General features: G+C 66.4%; 17 protein-coding genes and 1 tRNA gene. 12 read left to right on the forward strand and 6 right to left on the reverse strand.

What is annotated here, in order from left to right; translation table 11 throughout:
- Positions 1-2: 2 nt before the first annotated feature.
- The gene (locus AC24R4_RS16730) at positions 3-1385 is read right to left on the reverse strand and encodes a cache domain-containing protein (RefSeq protein ID WP_400393279.1); all 1383 of its coding nucleotides are present in this window, start codon (positions 1383-1385) and stop codon (positions 3-5) included.
- Between the two features lie 384 nt (positions 1386-1769).
- Here AC24R4_RS16730 and AC24R4_RS16735 point away from each other — a divergent pair, with 384 nt between their 5' ends.
- From AC24R4_RS16735 to AC24R4_RS16745, 3 genes are all read left to right on the forward strand, one after another.
- Positions 1770-3845, forward strand: coding sequence for a carbon starvation CstA family protein (locus AC24R4_RS16735; protein WP_400393281.1), 2076 nt, complete (start codon positions 1770-1772; stop codon positions 3843-3845).
- 16 nt (positions 3846-3861) lie between these two features.
- Positions 3862-4056: a YbdD/YjiX family protein gene (locus tag AC24R4_RS16740; protein WP_066734504.1), complete on the forward strand. Its 195-nt coding sequence runs from the start codon at positions 3862-3864 to the stop codon at positions 4054-4056.
- A gap of 244 nt (positions 4057-4300) precedes the next feature.
- The gene (locus AC24R4_RS16745; protein WP_400393283.1) at positions 4301-4732 is read left to right on the forward strand and encodes a hypothetical protein; all 432 of its coding nucleotides are present in this window, start codon (positions 4301-4303) and stop codon (positions 4730-4732) included.
- A 206-nt stretch (positions 4733-4938) separates the two neighbouring features.
- Here AC24R4_RS16745 and AC24R4_RS16750 read toward each other — a convergent pair whose 3' ends face one another.
- Complete coding sequence (locus AC24R4_RS16750) at positions 4939-5187, reverse strand: hypothetical protein (protein WP_400393285.1); 249 nt, start codon at positions 5185-5187, stop codon at positions 4939-4941.
- A 188-nt stretch (positions 5188-5375) separates the two neighbouring features.
- Between AC24R4_RS16750 and AC24R4_RS16755 the strand changes: the two genes are divergently transcribed.
- Positions 5376-6299 (forward strand): LysR family transcriptional regulator, encoded by a 924-nt coding sequence (locus tag AC24R4_RS16755; RefSeq protein WP_092600569.1) that lies wholly within the window; start codon positions 5376-5378, stop codon positions 6297-6299.
- Between the two features lie 57 nt (positions 6300-6356).
- Here the strand turns inward: AC24R4_RS16755 and AC24R4_RS16760 are convergent, their stop codons facing one another.
- The 4 genes from AC24R4_RS16760 to AC24R4_RS16775 form a co-directional block, all read right to left on the reverse strand.
- Positions 6357-9062, reverse strand: coding sequence for a DNA topoisomerase III (locus AC24R4_RS16760; protein ID WP_400393287.1), 2706 nt, complete (start codon positions 9060-9062; stop codon positions 6357-6359).
- Between the two features lie 158 nt (positions 9063-9220).
- Positions 9221-9628 (reverse strand): thioredoxin family protein, encoded by a 408-nt coding sequence (locus AC24R4_RS16765; RefSeq protein ID WP_400393289.1) that lies wholly within the window; start codon positions 9626-9628, stop codon positions 9221-9223.
- 34 nt (positions 9629-9662) lie between these two features.
- On the reverse strand, positions 9663-10817 hold the full coding sequence (dprA, locus tag AC24R4_RS16770; protein WP_487523373.1) for a DNA-processing protein DprA: 1155 nt from the start codon (positions 10815-10817) through the stop codon (positions 9663-9665).
- Between the two features lie 41 nt (positions 10818-10858).
- Complete coding sequence (locus AC24R4_RS16775; RefSeq protein ID WP_400393619.1) at positions 10859-12034, reverse strand: LysM peptidoglycan-binding domain-containing protein; 1176 nt, start codon at positions 12032-12034, stop codon at positions 10859-10861.
- Positions 12035-12197: 163 nt separating this feature from the next.
- Between AC24R4_RS16775 and def the strand changes: the two genes are divergently transcribed.
- The 8 genes from def to AC24R4_RS16815 all read left to right on the forward strand — a co-directional run bounded on the left by def (position 12198) and on the right by AC24R4_RS16815 (position 20574).
- Complete coding sequence (gene def / locus AC24R4_RS16780; RefSeq protein ID WP_092600577.1) at positions 12198-12704, forward strand: peptide deformylase; 507 nt, start codon at positions 12198-12200, stop codon at positions 12702-12704.
- Between the two features lie 114 nt (positions 12705-12818).
- On the forward strand, positions 12819-13820 hold the full coding sequence (gene fmt, locus AC24R4_RS16785) for a methionyl-tRNA formyltransferase (RefSeq protein WP_400393617.1): 1002 nt from the start codon (positions 12819-12821) through the stop codon (positions 13818-13820).
- 135 nt (positions 13821-13955) lie between these two features.
- Positions 13956-14816, forward strand: a complete 861-nt coding sequence (gene htpX / locus AC24R4_RS16790; RefSeq protein ID WP_153946280.1) for a zinc metalloprotease HtpX — start codon at positions 13956-13958, stop codon at positions 14814-14816.
- A 163-nt stretch (positions 14817-14979) separates the two neighbouring features.
- The gene (gene rsmB / locus AC24R4_RS16795) at positions 14980-16353 is read left to right on the forward strand and encodes a 16S rRNA (cytosine(967)-C(5))-methyltransferase RsmB (RefSeq protein ID WP_400393615.1); all 1374 of its coding nucleotides are present in this window, start codon (positions 14980-14982) and stop codon (positions 16351-16353) included.
- Positions 16354-16364: 11 nt separating this feature from the next.
- Positions 16365-17189, forward strand: a complete 825-nt coding sequence (locus tag AC24R4_RS16800) for a DUF4390 domain-containing protein (RefSeq protein ID WP_153946282.1) — start codon at positions 16365-16367, stop codon at positions 17187-17189.
- Positions 17186-19669 carry a sensor histidine kinase gene (locus tag AC24R4_RS16805; RefSeq protein WP_400393613.1) on the forward strand — a complete coding sequence of 828 codons (2484 nt, stop codon included), beginning with the start codon at positions 17186-17188 and terminating at the stop codon, positions 19667-19669. Before AC24R4_RS16800 ends, AC24R4_RS16805 begins: the two co-directional genes overlap by 4 nt.
- 53 nt (positions 19670-19722) lie before the next feature.
- A complete protein-coding gene (locus AC24R4_RS16810; RefSeq protein ID WP_400393612.1) occupies positions 19723-20439 on the forward strand; it encodes a response regulator in 717 nt (238 codons plus the stop codon).
- A 59-nt stretch (positions 20440-20498) separates the two neighbouring features.
- Positions 20499-20574 (forward strand) — tRNA-Phe (locus tag AC24R4_RS16815).
- Positions 20575-20585 lie beyond the last annotated feature (11 nt).

Genomic DNA, 20585 nt, shown 5'->3' on the forward strand with positions numbered 1-20585 from the left:
GGTCAGGACAGCGGAATGTCGGAAGGGAGATTGACCAGCGGCAGCATCGCCACGAGCCGCGTGCCCGACGGCATCGACACGATGTCGAACTGGCCGCCCAGCGCCGCCATGCGTTCGCGCAGGTTGCGCAGGCCGATGCCGCGCTGCGGGTCGTGCTGCATGCGGGCCACGTCGAAGCCGGTGCCGTTGTCGCGCACGGTCAGGCGGGTGGCCGATGGAGAAAATTCGAGTTCTACGTCCACGCGCGAGGCATGCGCGTGGCGTTCGACATTGGTCAACGCCTCCTGCGCAATGCGGAACAGCGCCGTCGCCTGCTCATCGGCCAGTTCGCGGGGCTGTCCGGTCTGCGTGACCTCCACCCGCAGCGTGCTGCCCGCCTGCATCTCGCGCGCCAGGTGCTGCAGGGCCGCGTACAGGCCCAGGTCGTCCAGCAGGGCCGGCCGCAGGTTGCGCGATACGCGTCGTACTTCATTGAAAGCGGAATCGAGCCGGTTCAGTGCCATGCCCAGGATGGGGGCCACGGAGGCGCCTTCCGACGGCGCCAGCCGAATCCGGTTGGCGGCGGCTTCCAGCACCAGCTTGACCGACACCAGCAACTGGCCGATGCCGTCGTGCAGTTCGCGCGACAACCGCGCGCGCTCTTCCTCCTGCGACTGCACCACGCGCTGGGCCAGCTGGCGCAGCTTGGCATCGGCCTCGCGGTGTTCGCTGATATTGAGCGCAAGCCCGCTGGCGGCCACCAGCAGGATGCTGATGGCGGCAATCACGCCGATCCAGGCCATGGTCTCGCGGATATCGGTCTCGGCGCGTGCATCGAGCTGGCGCAGCGTCTGCTCCACATCGTCCAGATAGATCCCGGTGCCCAGCATCCAGCTCCAGCCGGGCACGGCCACCACGTAACCCAGCTTGGGCACGGTCTGTTTCGACGACGGCTTCTGCCACATGTAGCGCACCGAGCCGCCGCCCGCCTTGGCCGCCGTGACCAGTTTCTGGATCGTCAGCGCGCCTTGCGGATCACGCATCAGCCACAGGTCCTGGCCCACCAGTTCCGGCTGGCGCGGATGCATCAGATTCCGACCCTGCAGGTCATAGACGAAGAAATAGCCGTCGGGGCCGTAGTCGAGCCTGGCCAGGGCTGCCATGGCGGCCTGGCGCGTGGCGTCGTCAGTGCGGCCCGACTGCACCATCGGCGCGATGGCGCTCTGGGCCAGATCCACATAGTGGCGCAGCTCGGTTTCCTTGCTCTGCAGGTAGGCGGCTTCCACCAGCGCGCGCTCGTGACGGGCCAGCGCGGTGGCCTGGAAGCGCACGGCCAGCGCAATGCCCAGCATCGCGACAGCCAGGGGCGCCACGGCGAGCAAAAGTATCTTTTGGCGGAGTTTCATCTGAACCGGGGGTAAACACCGATGCCGGGAAGGCCGCTTGATTTCGTCGGTCTAAGTACTACTACGCAAGGGTGTTGCGTAGTTTCGCGCTTGTGTCGACATGGGCGGGTGTCAATACTACACGCCGGACACGCGCCCGGGCCCGCCCGCGGCGCAAATCCGACGCAGTAGGTGCTTCCTGGCCCAGGCGATCCCGCCCCTGGGGGGCACTGCCTGCCTGCACGACAAGATCCGGGTCCAGACGAGAAACAGACCGGACGCCGCAGACATCCAGGAGACTCCCTTTCCGCGCGATCGTCGTTCGGCGCCATCCGGCACCGCCCCCGCTGCCCGGGCTCCCTGTCGCCGCAGGTTCTTTCAGCCGGTCTGAGGAGACCCTTCAACATGAATCGCATCGGACAACACCTGTTGTGGCTGGCCGTCGCCGTACTCGGCGCGTTTGCCTTCGCCACTGTCGCGCTGTCGCGCGGTGAAGCCGTCAGCGCACTGTGGATCGTGGTTGCCGCGCTCTGCATTTACCTGATCGCCTACCGCTACTACAGCCGCTTCATCGCCGACAAGGTGATGCAGCTCGACCCCAAACGCATGACGCCCGCGTGGCGCCACAACGACGGCCTGGATTACGTGCCGACCAACAAGGCGGTGCTGTTCGGCCACCACTTTGCCGCCATCGCCGGCGCCGGGCCGCTGGTGGGCCCCGTGCTGGCCGCGCAGATGGGCTACATGCCCGGCATGCTGTGGATCCTGGCCGGCGTGGTGTTTGCCGGCGCGGTGCAGGATTTCATGATCCTGTTCATCTCCACGCGCCGCGACGGCCGCTCGCTGGGCGACCTGGTGAAGTCCGAAATGGGCACCGTGCCCGGCCTGATCGCGCTGTTCGGCTGCTTCATGATCATGATCATCATCCTGGCGGTGCTAGCGCTGATCGTGGTCAAGGCGCTGGCCGGCTCGCCGTGGGGCACGTTCACCGTGGCGGTGACCATCCCCATCGCCATCTTCATGGGTATCTACACGCGCTATATCCGTCCGGGCCGCATCGGCGAGGTGTCGGTGATCGGCTTCGTGCTGCTGATGCTGGCCATCATCGGCGGCCAGTACGTGCACGAAAGCGCCGCGCTGGCGCCGCTGTTCACTTACGACGGCAAGGCGCTGACGTGGATGCTGATCATCTACGGCTTCATCGCCGCCGTGCTGCCCGTGTGGCTGCTGCTGGCACCGCGCGATTACCTGTCGACCTTCCTGAAGATCGGCACCATCATCGCGCTGGCCATCGGCATCCTGATCGTGGCGCCGGAACTGAAGATGCCGGCGTTCACGCAGTTCGCGCAGGGCGGCGGCCCGGTGTGGTCGGGCAACCTGTTCCCGTTCCTCTTCATCACCATCGCCTGCGGCGCGGTGTCGGGTTTCCACGCGCTGATCTCGTCGGGCACCACGCCCAAGCTGCTGGAAAACGAAACGCACGCGCGCTTCATCGGCTATGGCGCAATGCTGGCCGAGTCGTTCGTCGCCATCATGGCCCTGGTGGCCGCGTCGGTGATCGAACCCGGCGTGTACTTCGCGATGAACAGTCCGGCGGCCGTGATCGGCACCACGCCGGAGGCCGTGGCCCAGGCCGTGTCGACCTGGGGCTTCGTGATCACGCCGGACGTGCTGATCCAGACCGCCAAGGATGTTGGCGAAAATACGATCATCTCGCGTGCCGGTGGCGCGCCGACGCTGGCCGTGGGTATCGCGCACATCCTGCACCAGGTGGTGGGCGGCCAGGCCATGATGGCGTTCTGGTACCACTTCGCCATCCTGTTCGAGGCGCTGTTCATCCTGACCGCGGTTGACGCCGGTACCCGTGCCGGCCGCTTCATGCTGCAGGATCTGCTGGGCAGCTTCGTGCCGTCCCTGAAGCGCACTGAATCGCTGCCGGCCAACCTGATCGCCACCGCGCTGACCGTGGCGGCCTGGGGCTACTTCCTGTACCAGGGTGTGGTCGATCCGCTGGGCGGCATCAACACACTGTGGCCGCTGTTCGGTATCTCGAACCAGATGCTGGCCGCCGTGGCGCTGGTGCTGGGCACCTGCGTGCTGGTCAAGATGAAGCGCGGCCAGTACGCCTGGGTGACGCTGCTGCCCACCTGCTGGCTGCTGGTCTGCACGCTGACCGCCGGCTGGCAGAAGCTGTTCGATGCCGACCCGAAGGTGAGCTTCCTGACGCACGCGTCGAAGTTCAGCGCCGCGATTGCCGAAGGCAAGGTGCTGGCGCCGGCCAAGTCGATGGAGCAGATGCACCGCATCGTCTTCAATGACTACCTGGACGCCGGCCTGTGCGCGCTGTTCATGTTCGTGGTGCTGTCGATCGTCTTCTACGGCTTCAAGACCGCCATGTCGGCCCGCAACCAGGGCAAGCGCACCGACCGCGAAACGCCGTTCGAACCGCTGCCGGCCCAGGCATCGGCCGCCTCGCACTGACCCAAAGGAGCCACACATGCTGGATCAGATCGGAAACATGGGACGTTACCTGGGCCAGTCGCTGCGGCTGATGGTGGGCCTGCCCGACTACCAGACCTACGTGGCCCATATGGAAAGCACCCATCCGGACCGCGCGCCCATGACGTACGAGGAATTCTTCCGCGAACGCCAGGAAGCCCGGTACGGGGGCGGACAGGGCAAGTGCTGCTGACGGCGGCACTGGCCCGGCCCCCCCGGGTAAAAGGAGAAAGCGGCCCTGCGGGGCCGCTTTTTCATGCCCGTCCCCGGCGCTGGCTTGTGACGTATCATGGCGCGCTGTTGCGCCGGAACATCGTTTTTTAACGGTTCGATACCGTTTCTGCAGCGGGTTACAGCACCTCACAACTGGTTACAGCAAGGGTAGGGCTGCTTCTCTACACTCCGTTTCCAGATACACACCACATAAGGAAAACACGATGTCTCGCCATCCTCTCCGCAATCTGACTCTGGCTCTTGCCCTCTCGGCGGCTACGCTGCCGGCGTTTGCAGGAGGTGATCTGAACAACGCACTCGGCGGTGGCCTGGGTGGCGTGGCAGGTGCCGCTGTCGGTGGTGCCCTGGGCGGTAGCACCGGGTCGATCATCGGCGGCGCAGTCGGCGGTGGCGCCGGCGGCGCACTGACCTCGAACCGCCGCGAACGCACCGGCGCCATCATCGGCGGCGCACTGGGCGGCGGCGCAGGCACCGCAGCCGGCAACGCCATGGGCGGCCGTACCGGCGGCCTGGTCGGCGCGGGTCTGGGCGGTGCAGCCGGCGCCGCACTGGGCGGCAATGTGTCGCGCAGCAACTCGTACGACGATGACCGCCGCTACTACAAGCGCAGCAAGCATCGTCATCACCACGATTAATCCAAAACGGGCCCTGCGGGGCCCGTTTTTACATCCGCCCTCCGACTTTCAGAAGGTACGCCTGGCGGATCAGGTCAGTCTGTGGGAAATCGGCATCAAGGCGGGCTTGGGTAAATCCGCCAACCACGCGGGTCGTGTGACACCGGCCTCAGAAAACAAAAAACCCGTACCGATTGGTACGGGTTTTTTTCGGAATGCCTGGCGGATCAGATCTTGGCGCCGTCCGAGTAGACGTCGAACGACTTGGCGCCGTCGGTGAACGAATCGACCTTGCCAGTCTTGGCACCGTCCGTGAACGTGTCGAACTTGCCGGCCTTCGCGCCGTCGGTGTACGGGTCGAAGCGGGTGGCCTTGGCGCCATCGGTGTAAGGGTCGAACTTGCCGGCCTTAGCGAAGGCGGGTGCGGCGGACAGGGCAACAACGGCTGCAGCGATCAGGGCGATTTGGCGGTTCATGGCGAATCCTTCACTTTATTCGAGGATGCCGCCGTTCTGACTATTGCTGCGTCGCGGCATCGGTTAGCGTGATATTAGGCATTCCCCTGATATGAATAAATAGCCGCGTCCACAATGATTGATTGTGGTTTCAACAATAAACTACCCGTACCGTGTAAAAGTTCACGGCGGAAGCGGGAGACTATGTCATGGATCGGCTGCAATCGATGCGCGTCTTCGCCAAGGTCGTCGAACTTGGCAGCTTCGCCCGTGCGGCGCAGCAACTGGAAATGTCCAACGCCGTGGTCACGCGCTATGTGGCCGACCTGGAAAGCCATCTCGGCACGCGGCTGCTGAACCGCACCACGCGCAGCCTGTCGCTGACCGATGCCGGCGAAACCTACCTGCAGCGTTGCGCCCAGATTCTTGAAGACGTCGAAGAGGCGGAGTCGATCGTCACCGCCCGTAGCCAGTCGTTGTCCGGCACGCTGCGGCTGGTGGCGCCGGTCATGTTCGGCCTGCACTTGCTGCCGCAAACCCTGGAGCGGTTCCACCAGCGTTACCCGGACGTGGTCTTCGACGTGCAGTTGTCCGACCGTGTGATCGATATCGTCGAGGAAGGGCGCGACGTCGGCGTGGTGCTGTCCGACCTGGGTCTCGGCTCCCACCTGGTGGCCCGGCCGCTGATCTCGGCCGAAATCATCCTGTGCGCCTCGCCGGGCTATCTGCGCGAGCATCCGCCGCTGCGCACCGCCCACGACCTGTCCAATCATCGCGCCATCGCCATGCGCATTCCCACGGCCGAGCATGAGTGGACACTGTCCGGCCCGGAAGGGGAGGTGACCGTGCCGATTCGCCCGGGCCTGCTCTGCAGCAACGCCGAACTGGCACACCAGGCGGCGCTGGCCAATATGGGCATCGCCATGCTGTCGTCGTACCTGGCCCGGCCCAATATCGAGGCGGGACGGCTGATGCACATCCTGCCGCAGTACCAGTTGCCGCGCCGCGACGTGAGCGTGGTCTACCCGAGCCGCAAGTTCCTGCCCACCAAGGTGCGCGCCTTCATCGACTTCCTGCTCGACGAGGGCAAGCAGCGGGCCGGCGAGAATCTCGTCAAGCTGGCCAGCCAATAAAAAAGCGAGGCACCTGCCTCGCTTTTTAGTTTGCCACCCCGAGAGCCTGGCGAGTGCTTACTCCTCGGCTTCCGCCGTCTGCTTCGCCTTCCTGGCCGCCGGCGTCTTTGCCGCCGTCTTCGTGGCTACCTTCTTTGCCGGTGCGGTCTTGGCGGCAGCCTTCCTGGCCGGCGCCTTCTTGGCAGCCGTTTTTGCCGCCGTTTTTGCGGCGGCCTTGGCCGGCGCGCCCTCGGCTTCGTCGCCCTTGGCTGCCGACTTCGCCGCCGCGGACTTCGCCGCCGGCTTGGCGCCCGCCTTGGGCTCGCGTGCCTCGAACTCGAAGCCGATCTTGCCGTCCGGCTGCTTGACCAGGAACGCCTTGAAATTGCGGCCCGTGCGCGACGACTTGAAGCCCGTCAGCAGGTCCGTCTTGCCGGCGGTCAGCAGCTTGCCGATCTGCTCGCGCGAGATTTCCTGCTGCAGGATGATCTTGCCGGTCGTGAAGTCGCAGGTCTTCTCGCTGCCCACGGCGTTCTCGCAGACGTACTTCATGCCGTGCTCGTAGACCCGGCCGTTGCACTTCGGGCAGTGGCCCACCGGCGTCTGTCCGCTGAAGTCCACCGGTTCGTCGTCTTCCTCGTCGTTCTGCCCGAAGTCGAACTCCATCTTCCAGTGGCCTTCGTCGTCCTTGGCCAGCTTCAGGATGGCGGCGAACGGACGGCCCATCTTGCTGCGGAAGCCCTGCAGCGGACCGATTTCCTTCTTCTGCAGCAGTTCCTCGACTTCGTCGATCTCGAACTGGCGTCCGCCCGGGATCTTGCTGATCGAGAAGTCGCACGCCGTACAGGCAAAGCGACGGTAGTTTTCCTTGACCTGGCCCCCGCACTGCGGGCACGGCGTGTGCAGTGTGGCGTAGTCGCCAGGGATCGTGTCGCTGTCGTATTCCTTGGCGCGCTTGACGATCTGCTGCGTCATCTGCGCGATCTCGCGCATGAATTCATCACGCTTCAGACGGCCGCGCTCGATCTGCGACAGCTTGTGTTCCCACTCGCCGGTCAGCTCGGCCTGGGTCAGTTCCTGCACGCCCAGGCCGCGCAGCAGCGTCATCAGCTGGAACGCCTTGGCGGTCGGAATCAGTTCGCGGCCTTCGCGCACCAGGTATTTTTCGGTCAGCAGGCCTTCGATGATGGCCGCGCGCGTGGCCGGCGTGCCCAGGCCCTTGCCGGCCATGGCCTCGCGCAGCGCGTCGTCGTCCACCAGCTTGCCGGCACCTTCCATCGCCGACAGCAGCGTCGCTTCGTTGTAGCGGGCCGGCGGGCGCGTGCTCAGGCCGACGGACTCGACCTTGTCGGTCTTGACGCGCTCGTCCTTCTGCACCGGCACCAGGTTCGCGTCCTTGTCGTCCTTGCCCTGCGCTTCGCGGCCGTAGATCACAAGCCAGCCCGGATTGACCAGCACCTTGCCTTCGGTCTTGAAGTGATGGCCCGCGACCTCCGTGATCCGCGTGGTCACCTGGAACTCGGCCGCCGGGAAGAACACGGCCAGGAAGCGGCGCACGACCAGGTCGTACAGCTTCTGTTCGGGCTCGGACAGGTTCTTCGGCGCCTGCAGCGTCGGGATGATGGCGAAGTGATCGCTGATCTTGCTGTTGTCGAAGATCTTCTTGTTCGGCTTCACCCAGCCTTGCGACAGGATCTTCTTGGCGTGCGGCAGGTAGTTCGGCGAGCTGTCGGCCAGCATGTCCATGGTCTGCTTGACCGTGTCCAGGTAGTCCTCGGGCAGCGCGCGGGCGTCGGTACGCGGGTACGTCAGCACCTTGTGCTTTTCATACAGCGCCTGCGCCAGGCCCAGCGTGTTCTTGGCCGAAAAGCCAAAACGCGAGTTGGCTTCGCGCTGCAGCGTGGTCAGGTCGAACAGGGCCGGCGACTGCTGCGTGGACGGCTTCGATTCCTCGGTGACCGTGCCCGGCTTGTCGCGGCAGGCCGCCACGATGCTCTTGGCCTCGGCTTCGCTCCACAGGCGCGACTCGCGTGCCTCGGCGTCGAAGTCGTTCTTCTTGAACTTCGGGTCGAACCAGCGGCCCTCGTACAGGCCGGCGGCGGCAATGAACTCGGCGCGCACTTCCCAGTAGTCGCGCGGCACGAAGTGTTTGATCTTCTCTTCGCGCTCCACCACGATCGACAGCGTCGGCGTCTGCACCCGGCCCACCGTGGTCAGGAAGAAACCGCCGCCCTTGCTGTTGAAAGCCGTCATCGCGCGCGTGCCGTTGATACCGACCAGCCAGTCGGCCTCGGAACGGCAGCGGGCCGCGTCGGCCAGCGGCAGCATTTCCTCGTCCTCGCGCAGCGCGGCAAACCCGTCGCGGATCGCCTGCGGCGTCATCGACTGCAGCCACAGCCGGCGCACGGGCTGCTTGGCCTTGGCCTGCTGGGCGATCAGCCGGAAAATCAGTTCGCCTTCGCGCCCCGCGTCACAGGCGTTGATCAGCGCGGTCACATCCTTGCGCTTGATAAGGCGGTTGAGCACTTTCAGGCGCGATTCGGTCTTGGCGATCGGGCGCAGGTCGAAATGCGGGGGGATCACCGGCAGATTGGCGAAGCTCCACTTGCCGCGCTTGACCTCGTAGTCGTCGGGCGCGGCGATTTCCACCAGGTGGCCAACCGCCGAGGACAGCACGTAGTCGTCGCTCTCGAAATACTCGTCGTGCTTGGTAAAGCCCCCGAGGGCGCGCGCAATATCGGCAGCGACCGATGGCTTTTCCGCGATGATGAGGGCTTTAGACATTCAACGGGTCCTTGTGGCGCCACCGCGTGAAGTGCAGTGGGCGCCTCTTGAAATTCACGGCAAACTATGTAAACAGCAGGCCTGGGCTTTGAGGCGCCAATAATAAGCGCGGTTCCGACGGGCGTGCAAGCGACCGCCGCCGCCCGCCCTGACCACGCTCAACCGTTATCGGCACCGCCGCCAAGCAACCAGGGCAGCACTTCAGGGATGTCTGGCGCCGTGCCGGACATGGTACCCCCACGCGACAGCATCCGATCCAGCACATCGAGGTGGGGCAGCACGGTTCCGTAAAACTGCGGTGCGCCGCCAGCGACGGGCTGAATCAATACAGTAGGAAAGTTTTCGATGTCGATGTCCTCTCCCAGATAGTCGGAGTGGGTTTCGACATCGATCCAGACGAAACAGTCGTCCGGATAACGTGCCGCCAACGCCGCAAAGCCCGGCAGGTAGTCCTTGCACGTGCCGCACCATGCGGCGCAAAGACAGGCCACCAGCCGTCCCTGCGGACGGGCATGAAGCGCCTGGCGCAGGGCTGCGGCATCCTGCTCGGGGAAGTAAACGGCCATTCCAGTCGAAAAGTGAGGCAAAGGCGATACCGGATCATGCCAGACGCCGGAAACGGTTGCCTGGCAGACGCTCGGCCGCGCCGGCCAGTTCCAGTTGCAGCAGTGCGGCCGATACCGCCTCCGCCGCCATGCCGGTGCCCTCGCACAATGCATCGAGCGTGACAGGATCATAGGCGAGCGCCGCCCCGAGCGCGTCGGCCGCCCCCGGCTGCGGGGTGGCCGATACCGATGCCGGGCTGGCCTTCGTCCCCGCCGGCGTCCTGGTTGCGCGGCCGGCCCCGGTTGGCGGGGCCAGGTCGGCGAATTCCTCGAACACGTCGGCCGCCGACTCCACCAGCTTGGCGCCCTGGCGGATCAGCTTGTGGCAGCCGCGCGAAAGCTCGGCGTGGATCGAACCGGGGATGGCAAACACCTCGCGCCCGATTTCGGACGCCAGGCGGGCGGTGATCAGCGAACCCGACCGCTCGGCGGCTTCCACCACCAGCACGCCCCGCGCCAGCGCCGCGATGATGCGGTTGCGACGCGGAAAATGGTTCGGCAATCCCGGCGTACCCAGTGGGAATTCGCTGACGATGGCGCCGCCGGTATCGACGATCTGGTGCGCCAGCTTGTGGTGGCGGGCGGGATAGACGATGTCCACGCCGGTGCCCACGATGGCGACCGTGCCGCCGGGCCCGTCCAGTGCCGCGGCATGCGCTGCGGCATCGATGCCGAGTGCGAGCCCCGACACCACGGTCAAGCCGGCATCGGAAAACGCCGAAGCGAACGTCTGCGCATTGCGCACGCCCTGTGCCGTGGCATGCCGCGCGCCGACGATGCCCAGTGACGGCGCCTGCAGGCGTGCGGCCTGCCCGTTCACGTAGAGCACCAGCGGCGGATCGGCCAGGTCGAGCAGGCGCGCCGGGTAGGCGGCGTCGCCCATCGTGACCAGATGGTGGCCAGGGCTGTCGAGCCATTGCAGCGTGCGATCGATCCGGGCGGATACGTCAGCGTCGGGCGGCGCGGCGAGCACGCGCGCCACCGCGGGCTCCGCGGCGTCGCGGAGCCTGGCAAGGTCCTGGGCCAGCACGGCCTGGGGCAGTCCGAAAGCCGCCAGCAGCCGGCGGCCGGCCTGCACCGAAACACCGGGGGTAGCCGTCAGCCGCACCCAGGCAGCCACTTCGGCTGGGTTGCGAGTCGAATCGGTCATCGAACAACGCGGCGGCGCGCGCTCGCGCACGCGCCCGCCGGTTACTGCGGGCTGGTGGCGCGGTCGCCAACCTTCATCACATTGCTGGCATCGGTCACCAGCGCGTAGGCAATGCCCGGGAAGACGCGATACACGTAGGCCAGCCCATAGCGGTCATCGGGCAGCGTGATGCTGCGGTTGCCGTCGGTCGGATCCTTGGCCACGCCGCCCACGCGCGACAGCGCCAGCACGTGACCCGGCTCCAGCCCACCGTTGGCGCCCAGGTTCAGCACCACCACCTGCTTGGCGCCACCGTATTCCACGCCGCCATAGACGGCGGCGATGCGGGCCTCGACGTTGCCTTCCGGCGCATGGGGCACGTAGCGCACCAGTTCGCGCGCCGGCTGCGGCAGCAGCAGCGAACCCGCGCCCATTTCCTGCGGCGACTGGGTGGCCTGGACCGTGGTGACCGCGTCCGGGCCTTCCGGACCGCGCATCACGCGCACGCTGCCCTGGTACTGGGCTTCGAAGCCGATCACGGCATTGCTGACCGGGTCGCGCACCGGCAAGGCCGGCTTGAACGCCTGCCAGTCGCTGCCGATCGCCGCGTCGGCCGATGCGATGCCGCGCACGTAGCCGGTATCGCCACGCCCCATGTAGACGCGGGCATCGGTCAGCGCAACGATGCGGGCCGACGAATCCACCGCATCCTTTTCCACGACCAGCGGACGCGTCAGGAACGGCTCGATGTCGGACGCAGGGATGCTCAGGATGGCCTCGCCGTTGCCGCCCTCGCCGCGCACGCGCGGCGACAGGCGGGTGTCGCCCTGGGCGCCGCCGGGCGCCGTGGTCGACAGGTACGCGCGGCCATCGCGCTGCACCAGGTAAAGGATCTGTCCCGGGTAGATCAGGTGCGGATTGCGAACCTGCTGGCGGTTCATGCCCCACAGCGCCGGCCAGCGCCACGGCTGGCGCAGGTACTGGCCCGAAATGCCCCACAGCGTGTCGCCCGAGCGCACGGTGTACTGGCCTGGCGCGTTGGGCGCCAGTTCGGAAACGGGGATACCCTGCTGGGCGGTCGCATCGGCCTGGGCGAGCTGTGCCGCCGAGACATTCAGATCGGCCGCCTGAACCGCCATGCCGGCGCCGGCTGTGACGCCGGCGACACATAGCATGGCGAGGGTGAACGCGTGCAGCCTGCGGCCCGACGCCGCCTGTTCTTTGGTAAGATCGCGCATTTTCCTGACCGGTCGGGAGAACGACCGGATTGACCCTAGGTAGAGCGTGCCTGCTGCGGCGCGCCTTGAATTTTTGTACTAGCGCCCCGATTCTGCATGGAAACCCCGCACGCCGCAACGGCGGTCGGGCAGTGGACAGCACCCGGCGTTGCGCCCGAGCATCATGGCCAAACTCGACATCCTCACCTACCCCGATCCTCGCCTTCATACCGTGGCCAAGCCCGTGGCGGTGGTGGACGACCGTATCCGCCAGCTGGTCCAGGACATGGCGGAAACCATGTACGACGCGCCCGGCATCGGCCTGGCCGCCACGCAGGTGGACGTGCACGAGCGCGTGATCACGATCGATGTTTCCGAGACGCGCGACGCACTGATGGTGTTCATCAACCCGGAAATCGTCTGGGCCAGCGACAACCGCAAGGTCTGGGAAGAGGGCTGCCTGTCGGTGCCCGAAGTCTATGACCGCGTGGAGCGCCCCGACCGCGTCAAGGTGCGCGCGCTCAATGAAAAGGGCGAAACGTTCGAGCTCGATGCCGACGACCTGCTGGCCGTATGTATACAGCACGAGATCGACCACCTGAACGGCAAGGTATTCGTGGAATACCTGTCGCCGCTCAAGCTGAACCGCATCAAGAGCAAGCTCCAGAAGCGCGTCCGCTCGCGCATGTAAGGATGTAACAGGGGCGTGCCACGCGGGTGGCGTCTGCTATCGTTACATCTTCCAAGACACATCACGTACCGGCCGCTATGCGGCCGGTGTCGTTTCCACCTGCGGATTTCCGTCATGACTCAAGCCCAGCCACTGCGCGTCGCGTTTGCCGGCACGCCCGAATTTGCGCGCGTTGCCCTGGAGGCCATTCACGCCGCCGGCTTTCCGGTGGTGGCCGTCCTGACCCAGCCCGACCGGCCTGCTGGCCGCGGCATGCAGCTGCAGGCCAGCCCGGTCAAGCAGTTCGCGCTGGAAGCGGGGCTCGGCCCCGTGCTGCAGCCGCGCTCGTTGCGGCGCAACGGCAAGTATCCCGAGGAAGCCGGCGCCGCCGTCGACACGCTGGCGCAGATCGCCCCCGATGTCATGGTGGTGGCCGCCTATGGCCTGATCCTGCCGGCCGAGGTTCTCGATCTGCCGCGCCATGGGTGTCTGAACATCCATGCGTCGCTGCTGCCGCGCTGGCGCGGCGCGGCACCGATCCACCGCGCCATCGAGGCCGGCGACGCCGAGACCGGCATCACGCTGATGCAGATGGACGAAGGGCTCGATACCGGCGCGATGCTGTCGCGAGAATCGGTGGCGATCGGTCCGGAGGACAGTACCGGCAGCCTGCACGACACGCTGGCCGCACTGGGCGGCCGCATGATCGTCGATGCCTTGCGCCAGCTGGCCGCCGGCCAGCCGCTGGTGGCCACGCCCCAGCCCGAAGCCGGCATCACCTACGCCGAGAAGATCGCCAAGGACGAAGCGCCGCTGGACCTGACCCGCCCGGCCGCCGCGCTGGCCAGCCAGGTGCGCGCCTTCAATCCGTTCCCGGGGGCCACGATCCAGGTGGGCGACACCGTCATAAAGTGCTGGCAGGCGCTGCCGCTGGCCGCCGCCACGAGCCTGCCGCATGCGCCCGGCACCGTGCTGGCGGCGGATGCCGCCGGGGTCATCATCGCCTGTGGCGACGGCAGCGCCCTGCAGGTAACAGAATTGCAGAAGGCCGGCGGCCGCCGCCAGCTGGCGCAGCAGTTCCTGCAAGCCATGCCGCTGCCGCCGGGCACGCGCTGCCTGGTGCGCGCCGCGGCATAAGTTACGCTTGCGCCGCTTTGCATCGTAAAACCCTGTCATCCGCATTGAATTCCTGCGGTCCTGGCCCTATCTAACGAACATCGCGTCCCGCAGGGGCGGGTACGCGCCCCAATCGATCTCTCTGGAGACCAAGCCATGTTCAACTGGGTCAAGACCTTCATGCTGATGGCCGCCATCACGGCGCTGTTCATCGTCATCGGCGGCATGATCGGCGGCCGCAGCGGCATGATGTTCGCGCTGCTGATCGCGCTGGGCATGAACTTCTTTTCCTACTGGTTCTCGGACAAGATGGTCCTGCGCATGTACAACGCGCAGGAAGTGGATGCCAGCACCGCGCCGCAGTTCTACAACATGGTGCAGGAGCTGTCCCAGCGCGCGGGCCTGCCCATGCCGCGCGTGTACCTGATCAACGAGGACGCGCCCAACGCCTTTGCCACGGGCCGCAATCCCGAACACGCGGCCGTGGCCGCCACCACCGGCATCCTGCGCGTGCTGTCCGACCGCGAATTGCGCGGCGTGATGGCGCACGAACTGGCGCACGTGAAGCACCGCGACATCCTGACGTCGACCATCGCCGCCACCATGGCCGGTGCCATCTCGGCCCTGGCCAACATGGCGATGTTCTTCGGCGGCCGCGACGAGAACGGCAACCGTACCAACCCGATTGCCGCGATTGCCGTGGCCATCCTGGCCCCGCTGGCCGCATCGCTGATCCAGATGGCGATCTCGCGGGCGCGCGAGTTCGAAGCGGACCGGGGCGGTGCCGAGATCAGCGGCGACCCGCAGGCGCTGGCCAGTGCGCTGGACAAGATCCATCGCTATGCACAGGGCATCCCGTTCCAGGCGGCCGAGGAACATCCGGCCACCGCGCAGATGATGATCATGAACCCGCTGTCCGGCGGCGGCATCGCCAACCTGTTCTCGACGCACCCGGCCACCGAGGAGCGCATCTCTCGCCTGATGCACATGGCGCAGACCGGCAGCTATCCGGCCTGATGCCGGCGCCGGCGCGGGATTTGGCCAGTTTGACCGGCCAGTCCGCGACAACGGGTAAACTGCCCGCTGTGTTCCCCCGGGGACCGGCGGGCATTCTTGTATCCGCCCGGCCCGACGCCCGTTGCGTCACTCCTTTTCCTACGTTGCCTGTCTGATTTTCCGTATGCGCCTGCCTCACGATTCCCTTGCCTTCCAGATGCTCGGTGCTGCCGCGGCTGTTCGCGGCGTGCACGAAGGCGCGGCCCTGCCGCAGGCCATCGAAGATGTTGCCACCCACTTGCGGCTGGACCGCGTGCGCGACGCCGCCACGCGCGGCGCCATCCAGGATCTGGCGTATCGCTCCGTGCGCCTGTTCGGCACCACGCGCGCCCTGGTCACGCAACTGGTGACGCGTCCGCCCGGGGCGCTGGTCGATTCCCTGCTGGCCGTGGCGCTGGCGCTGCTGATCGAGGGCGAGGAGGGCGATGGCAGCAAGGTGGGGCGCGGCGGCTATTCCGACTTCACCGTGGTGGACCAGGCGGTCAGCGCGGCGGCCTCTGAGCCCAAGACCGCGCATGCGCGCGGGCTGGTAAATGCCGTCCTGCGCCGCTTCCTGCGCGAGCGCCGCGCGCTGATGCCGAAGATCATGCAGGACGAGGAAGCGCGCTGGAACCTGCCCTCGTGGTGGCTCGCGCAACTGCGCCGGGCCTACCCCGACCAGTGGATGGCCCTGGCCCAAAGCGTCAACGAACGCCCGCCGATGACCCTGCGCATCAATCCGCAGCGCATTTCGGTGCAGGCGTATCTCCAGGCGCTGGCCAATGCCGGCCTGGCCGGCACCGCCGTCGGCGAGCAGGCCGTGCGCCTGGCGCGGGCCTTTCCGGTATCGCAGATCCCCGGCTTTGCACAGGGCGACGTCTCCGTGCAAGACGCCGGCGCGCAACTGGCCGCGCCGCTGTGCGAAGTGTCCGACGGCATGCGCGTGCTGGACGCCTGCGCGGCGCCTGGCGGCAAGACCGGCCATCTGCTGGAGCTTGCCGACATCCACGTGACGGCGGTGGAAAGCGACGCCGAACGCGCCGCGCGCATCCACGACAACCTGGCCCGCCTGGGACAACGCGCCGAAGTGATCGTGGGCGACGCGAGCCGCCCCAAGGACTGGTGGGATGGCCAGCCATTCGATCGCATCCTGGCCGATGTGCCATGCTCGGCGTCGGGCATCGTGCGCCGGCACCCCGATATCCGCTGGCTGCGCCGCGAGTCCGACGTGGCCAAACTGATGACCGAGCAGCGCCGCATCGTTTCGCAACTGTGGCCGCTGCTGAAACCGGGCGGCATCCTGGTCTACGTGACCTGTTCTATTTTCCCAACGGAAGGCGAGGAGCAGGCGCTCTGGTTTGGTGCGCAGCTTCCAGATGCGATACGATTGCAGGCGCCGGGGCAGCTGCTGCCCGGCATCAAGGCGCCTGAGACGACCGGCAGCGGGACCGCCGGCAAGGCAAGCCTGCCATCGGATCACGATGGCTTCTACTACGCCCGCTTCCAGAAACGCGCCTGATATTTCCACCAATGCCGAACCTGCAGCGCCTGCTCGTCCTACGTGCCCCCGGCCGCGCGGTGCGCGAATGGCCGGCAGCACCGCTGGCCGGCATCCTGCGCACGTGGTACGCCACCGCTTTGCTGCTGCTGGCGCTGCTGGTGTACATGCCCCATGCTGGCGCACAGCTGATTGAAACCACCGAGGCTCGCATCGACTATCAGGACGGCGGCTTCGAGCTTGGCGCCTCGTTCGACTTCGATCTCCCGCCCGCGCTCGAAGACGCCCTGCACAAGGGCATCTCGCTCTATTTCGTGGTCGACTTCCAGCTGTCGCGGGCGCGCTGGTACTGGTTCGATGAAAAGCCGGTCAACACCTCGCGTTCGGTGCGCCTGTCGTATCAACCGCTGACGCGGCAATACCGCGTATCGACCGGCGGGCTGCAACTGCCGTTCAACCGCCTGAAGGGCGCGCTGCAGTTCATCCAGCAGGTGCGCGGCTGGCGCGTCTTCGAACGCCGCGACGTGAAGGCTGGCGAGACGTATCACGCTGAGACGCGCATGCGGCTGGATCTGTCGCAACTGCCCAAGCCGTTCCAGATCAACGCCGTGAACACGCGCGAGTGGAACCTGTCGTCGGAGTGGAAACGCTTCAACTACACGGTGCCGACCAACCTGGACGCACCGCCGCCGCCGCCTCCGCCACCGCCGGTGGCACCGCCCGCGCCGCCGGCCATGCCCGGGTCCGCGCCGTCCGCGGCGTCGGCCGCCTCCGCCGAACTGCGCGCCCCGTTCGCGCAAACGGTGTCGAACGTGCTGTCGCCGAGCCAACTGGTCCAGCCGGCCAGCCAGCCATGAACGGCAATCCGTGGGATAGCCGCTTCCGCCGCGTGCTGTACCGCGTGGTGGTGGGCATCATCGTCTTTCTGGCACTGGTGCTGGTGGGCCTGCTGGCCGGCGCGTCGGCCAATACCGAATTCTTCGACCGCTACTTCACGCTGCTGTTCAAGATCAACCTCGTCGTCGGGGCGTTGCTGGTTCTGACGGTTGGCGCGCTCGCGTTCACGCTGTGGGTACGCTACCGGCGCGGCAAGTTCGGTACGCGGCTGATGAGCAAGCTGGCCGTGTTCTTCGGCGTGGTGGGCGTGCTGCCGGGCGTGCTGATCTACCTGGTGTCGCTGCAGTTCGTATCGCGCAGCATCGAATCGTGGTTCGACGTGCGCGTGGAAAACGCGCTGGAGGCGGGGCTGAACCTGGGCCGCTCCACCATCGACAGCCAGCTGGCCGATCTGCAGGGCAAGGCGCGCCTGATGGCCGACCAGCTCACCGGCGCGTCGACCATGGCGTCGTCGCTGCAGCTGAACCGGCTGCGCGAGCAGTACGGCATCCAGGAAGCCGCGATCTTCACCGGCAGCGGCCGCGTGCTGGCCACGGCGTCGAGCAGCTACGCCACGCTGGTCCCGGACATTCCATCGGGCGTGCTGGCCGAACAGGCGCGCATGGCGGGCGGATACGCGGCCGTGGAAGGCGGCTCGGACCCCACCGGCAGCGACAAGGCGCCGGTCAATCTCGACAGCAGCCACCTGTACCGGATCCGCGTGATCATTCCGCTCGGCCCCGCGCCGGCCGCGACCACGCCCGATGAAGCGGCCCAGGCTTCGGTCAGCATCAGCGCCAGTGCGGCGGCCGCGGCCGCGGCGGCGCGGGCTCGCACGCGGCTGGCGCCGCCGGGCAGCCGCTGGGCCGGCTCGGGGCTTTCCATCGAACGCCGCCCCGAGGATGCCCCGGCCACGGGCTTCGGGCTGGTTGGCGACACGGTCCGCGAGGAGCGCTATCTGCAGGTGCTGCACCCTGTGCCGGCGGTGCTGGCGCGCAATGCCGACGAGGTCCAGCGCGCCTACCAGGAGTACCAGGAAAAGGCGCTCGGACGCACGGGCCTGCGCAAGATGTACATCGGCACGCTGACGCTGACGCTGTTCCTGGCCGTGTTCATCGCCGTGATGCTGGCGCTGCTGCTGGGCGGGCAGCTGGCCCGGCCGCTGCTGATGCTGCTTCAGGGCACGAAGGAAGTGGCCGAGGGCGACCTGTCGCCCAAACGCGAGTTGAAGAGCCGCGACGAACTGGGCCAGCTGACGCAGCAGTTCAACCAGATGACGCGCCAGCTGTCCGAAGCGCGCATCGCCGTGGAAGACAATCGCGTGGCGCTGGAACAGTCGAAGGCCTACCTGGAGAGCGTGCTGCAGAATCTGACCGCCGGCGTGCTGGTGTTCGACCGCCGCTTCACGCTGATCACGGCCAACCCCGGTGCCGAACGCATCTTCCGGCAGCCGTTCTCGGGCGTGCTGGGCCAGCCCGTGGAACAGATTCCGGGCATGGGCAACTTTGCCGACATCGTGCGCCAGGCATTCTCCGAGCAGACCACCCGCGAGGTGCTGGGCGGCTCGCAGCACTGGCAAAAGCAGATCGAACTGCCACAGGGCGACGAAGAACAGCCGCTCACCTTGCTGGTGCGCGGTGCACACCTGCCGGGCGGCAGCCGCGACGAGCCCGGCTACGTGGTGGTGTTCGACGATATCTCCGATGTGATCTCGGCCCAGCGTTCGGTGGCATGGGGCGAGGTGGCACGCCGGCTGGCGCACGAAATCAAGAATCCGCTGACGCCGATCCAGCTGTCGGCCGAGCGCCTGCAGATGAAGCTGTCGCCCAAGCTCGAACAGGCCGATGCCGAAGTGCTAAAGCGCGGGGCCACGACGATCGTTAACCAGGTAGCGGCGATGAAACGCATGGTGGACGATTTCCGCGACTATGCGCGCACGCCGCCCGCGGTGATGCAGTCGCTGTCGCTGAATGCCCTGGCCGCGGAAGTCCTGCATCTGTACGGCATCGACGATCCCGCCGTGCATGAACACCCGGTGATTCATGCTGCGCTGGGCCCGGATCTGCCTGAAATAAAGGGCGATCCGACACAGTTGCGGCAGGTGATCCACAACCTGTTACAGAATGCGCAGGATGCGGCTGCGGACAACGTGGCGGCCGGTAGGGCGGCGCCCCATATCACTCTGCACACCGAGACTGTAGAATACAAAGATTCCGCCGGCGAAGACCGGCAAGCCGTCAAGTTGTCCATTACGGACAATGGTCCTGGATTCGCACCACGCATCCTGAGTCGTGCGTTCGAACCGTATGTGACCACCAAAGCCAAGGGTACGGGTCTCGGGCTTGCGATGGTGAAAAAGATCATTGACGAACATGGCGCGCGCATTGAGTTGCGCAATCGCATGAACGGTACCGAGATCGCCGGAGCGCAGATCTCGATCCTGTTCGTTAAACTGGCTTAAATCTTGCGCGCCGGCGCCTCCGGTTGCGCTGCGGTGGGGTTAAGAGGGGAAGTATGGCAACCATCCTCGTAGTCGATGACGAAATGGGAATCCGGGAGCTGCTCTCGGAGATTCTCAGTGACGAAGGGCATGTGGTCGAGCTTGCGGAAAACGCCCAGAAGGCGCGTGAATTCCGTGCGAACGCCACGCCTGACCTGGTGCTGCTCGATATCTGGATGCCGGATACCGATGGCGTAACGCTGCTCAAGGAGTGGTCGGCGCAGGGCTATCTGACGATGCCGGTCATCATGATGTCGGGGCACGCCACGATCGATACCGCGGTGGAAGCCACGAAAATCGGCGCGCTGAATTTCCTTGAGAAGCCCATCGCGCTGCAGAAGCTGCTGTCTGCCGTGGAAGCAGGCCTGGCCCGCGGCATCGAGCGCCCACGCACCGCGCCTGCGGCCCCCGCACCGCTGACGGCGACCGGCATGCCGGAAGCGGCCGCCGCGACCGTCGCGCCGGCCGAGGCACCTGCCGAGGTGGCCGCCAACGGCAACCCATCGCGCGGCGTGCCCGAGGGCGAAATGCAGTTCTCGTTCGACATGCCGCTACGCGAGGCGCGCGACCTGTTCGAACGCGCGTATTTCGAATATCACCTGGTACGCGAACACGGCAGCATGACCCGCGTGGCGGAAAAGACCGGCCTGGAGCGCACCCACCTGTATCGCAAGCTCAAGCAGCTGGGTGTGGAGCTGGGCCGCAACAAGCCCGAACCGACCGAACAGTAGGCCGTGGCGCAGAAATCGCTTGACGAGGGCCAATCCCCCGGTTATAGTTTCGCTTCTTTGGCCCGGTAGCTCAGTCGGTAGAGCAGAGGATTGAAAATCCTTGTGTCGGCGGTTCGATTCCGTCCCAGGCCACCAGATTCAAGAAA

This window comes from Cupriavidus sp. CER-90 (assembly GCF_057652055.1).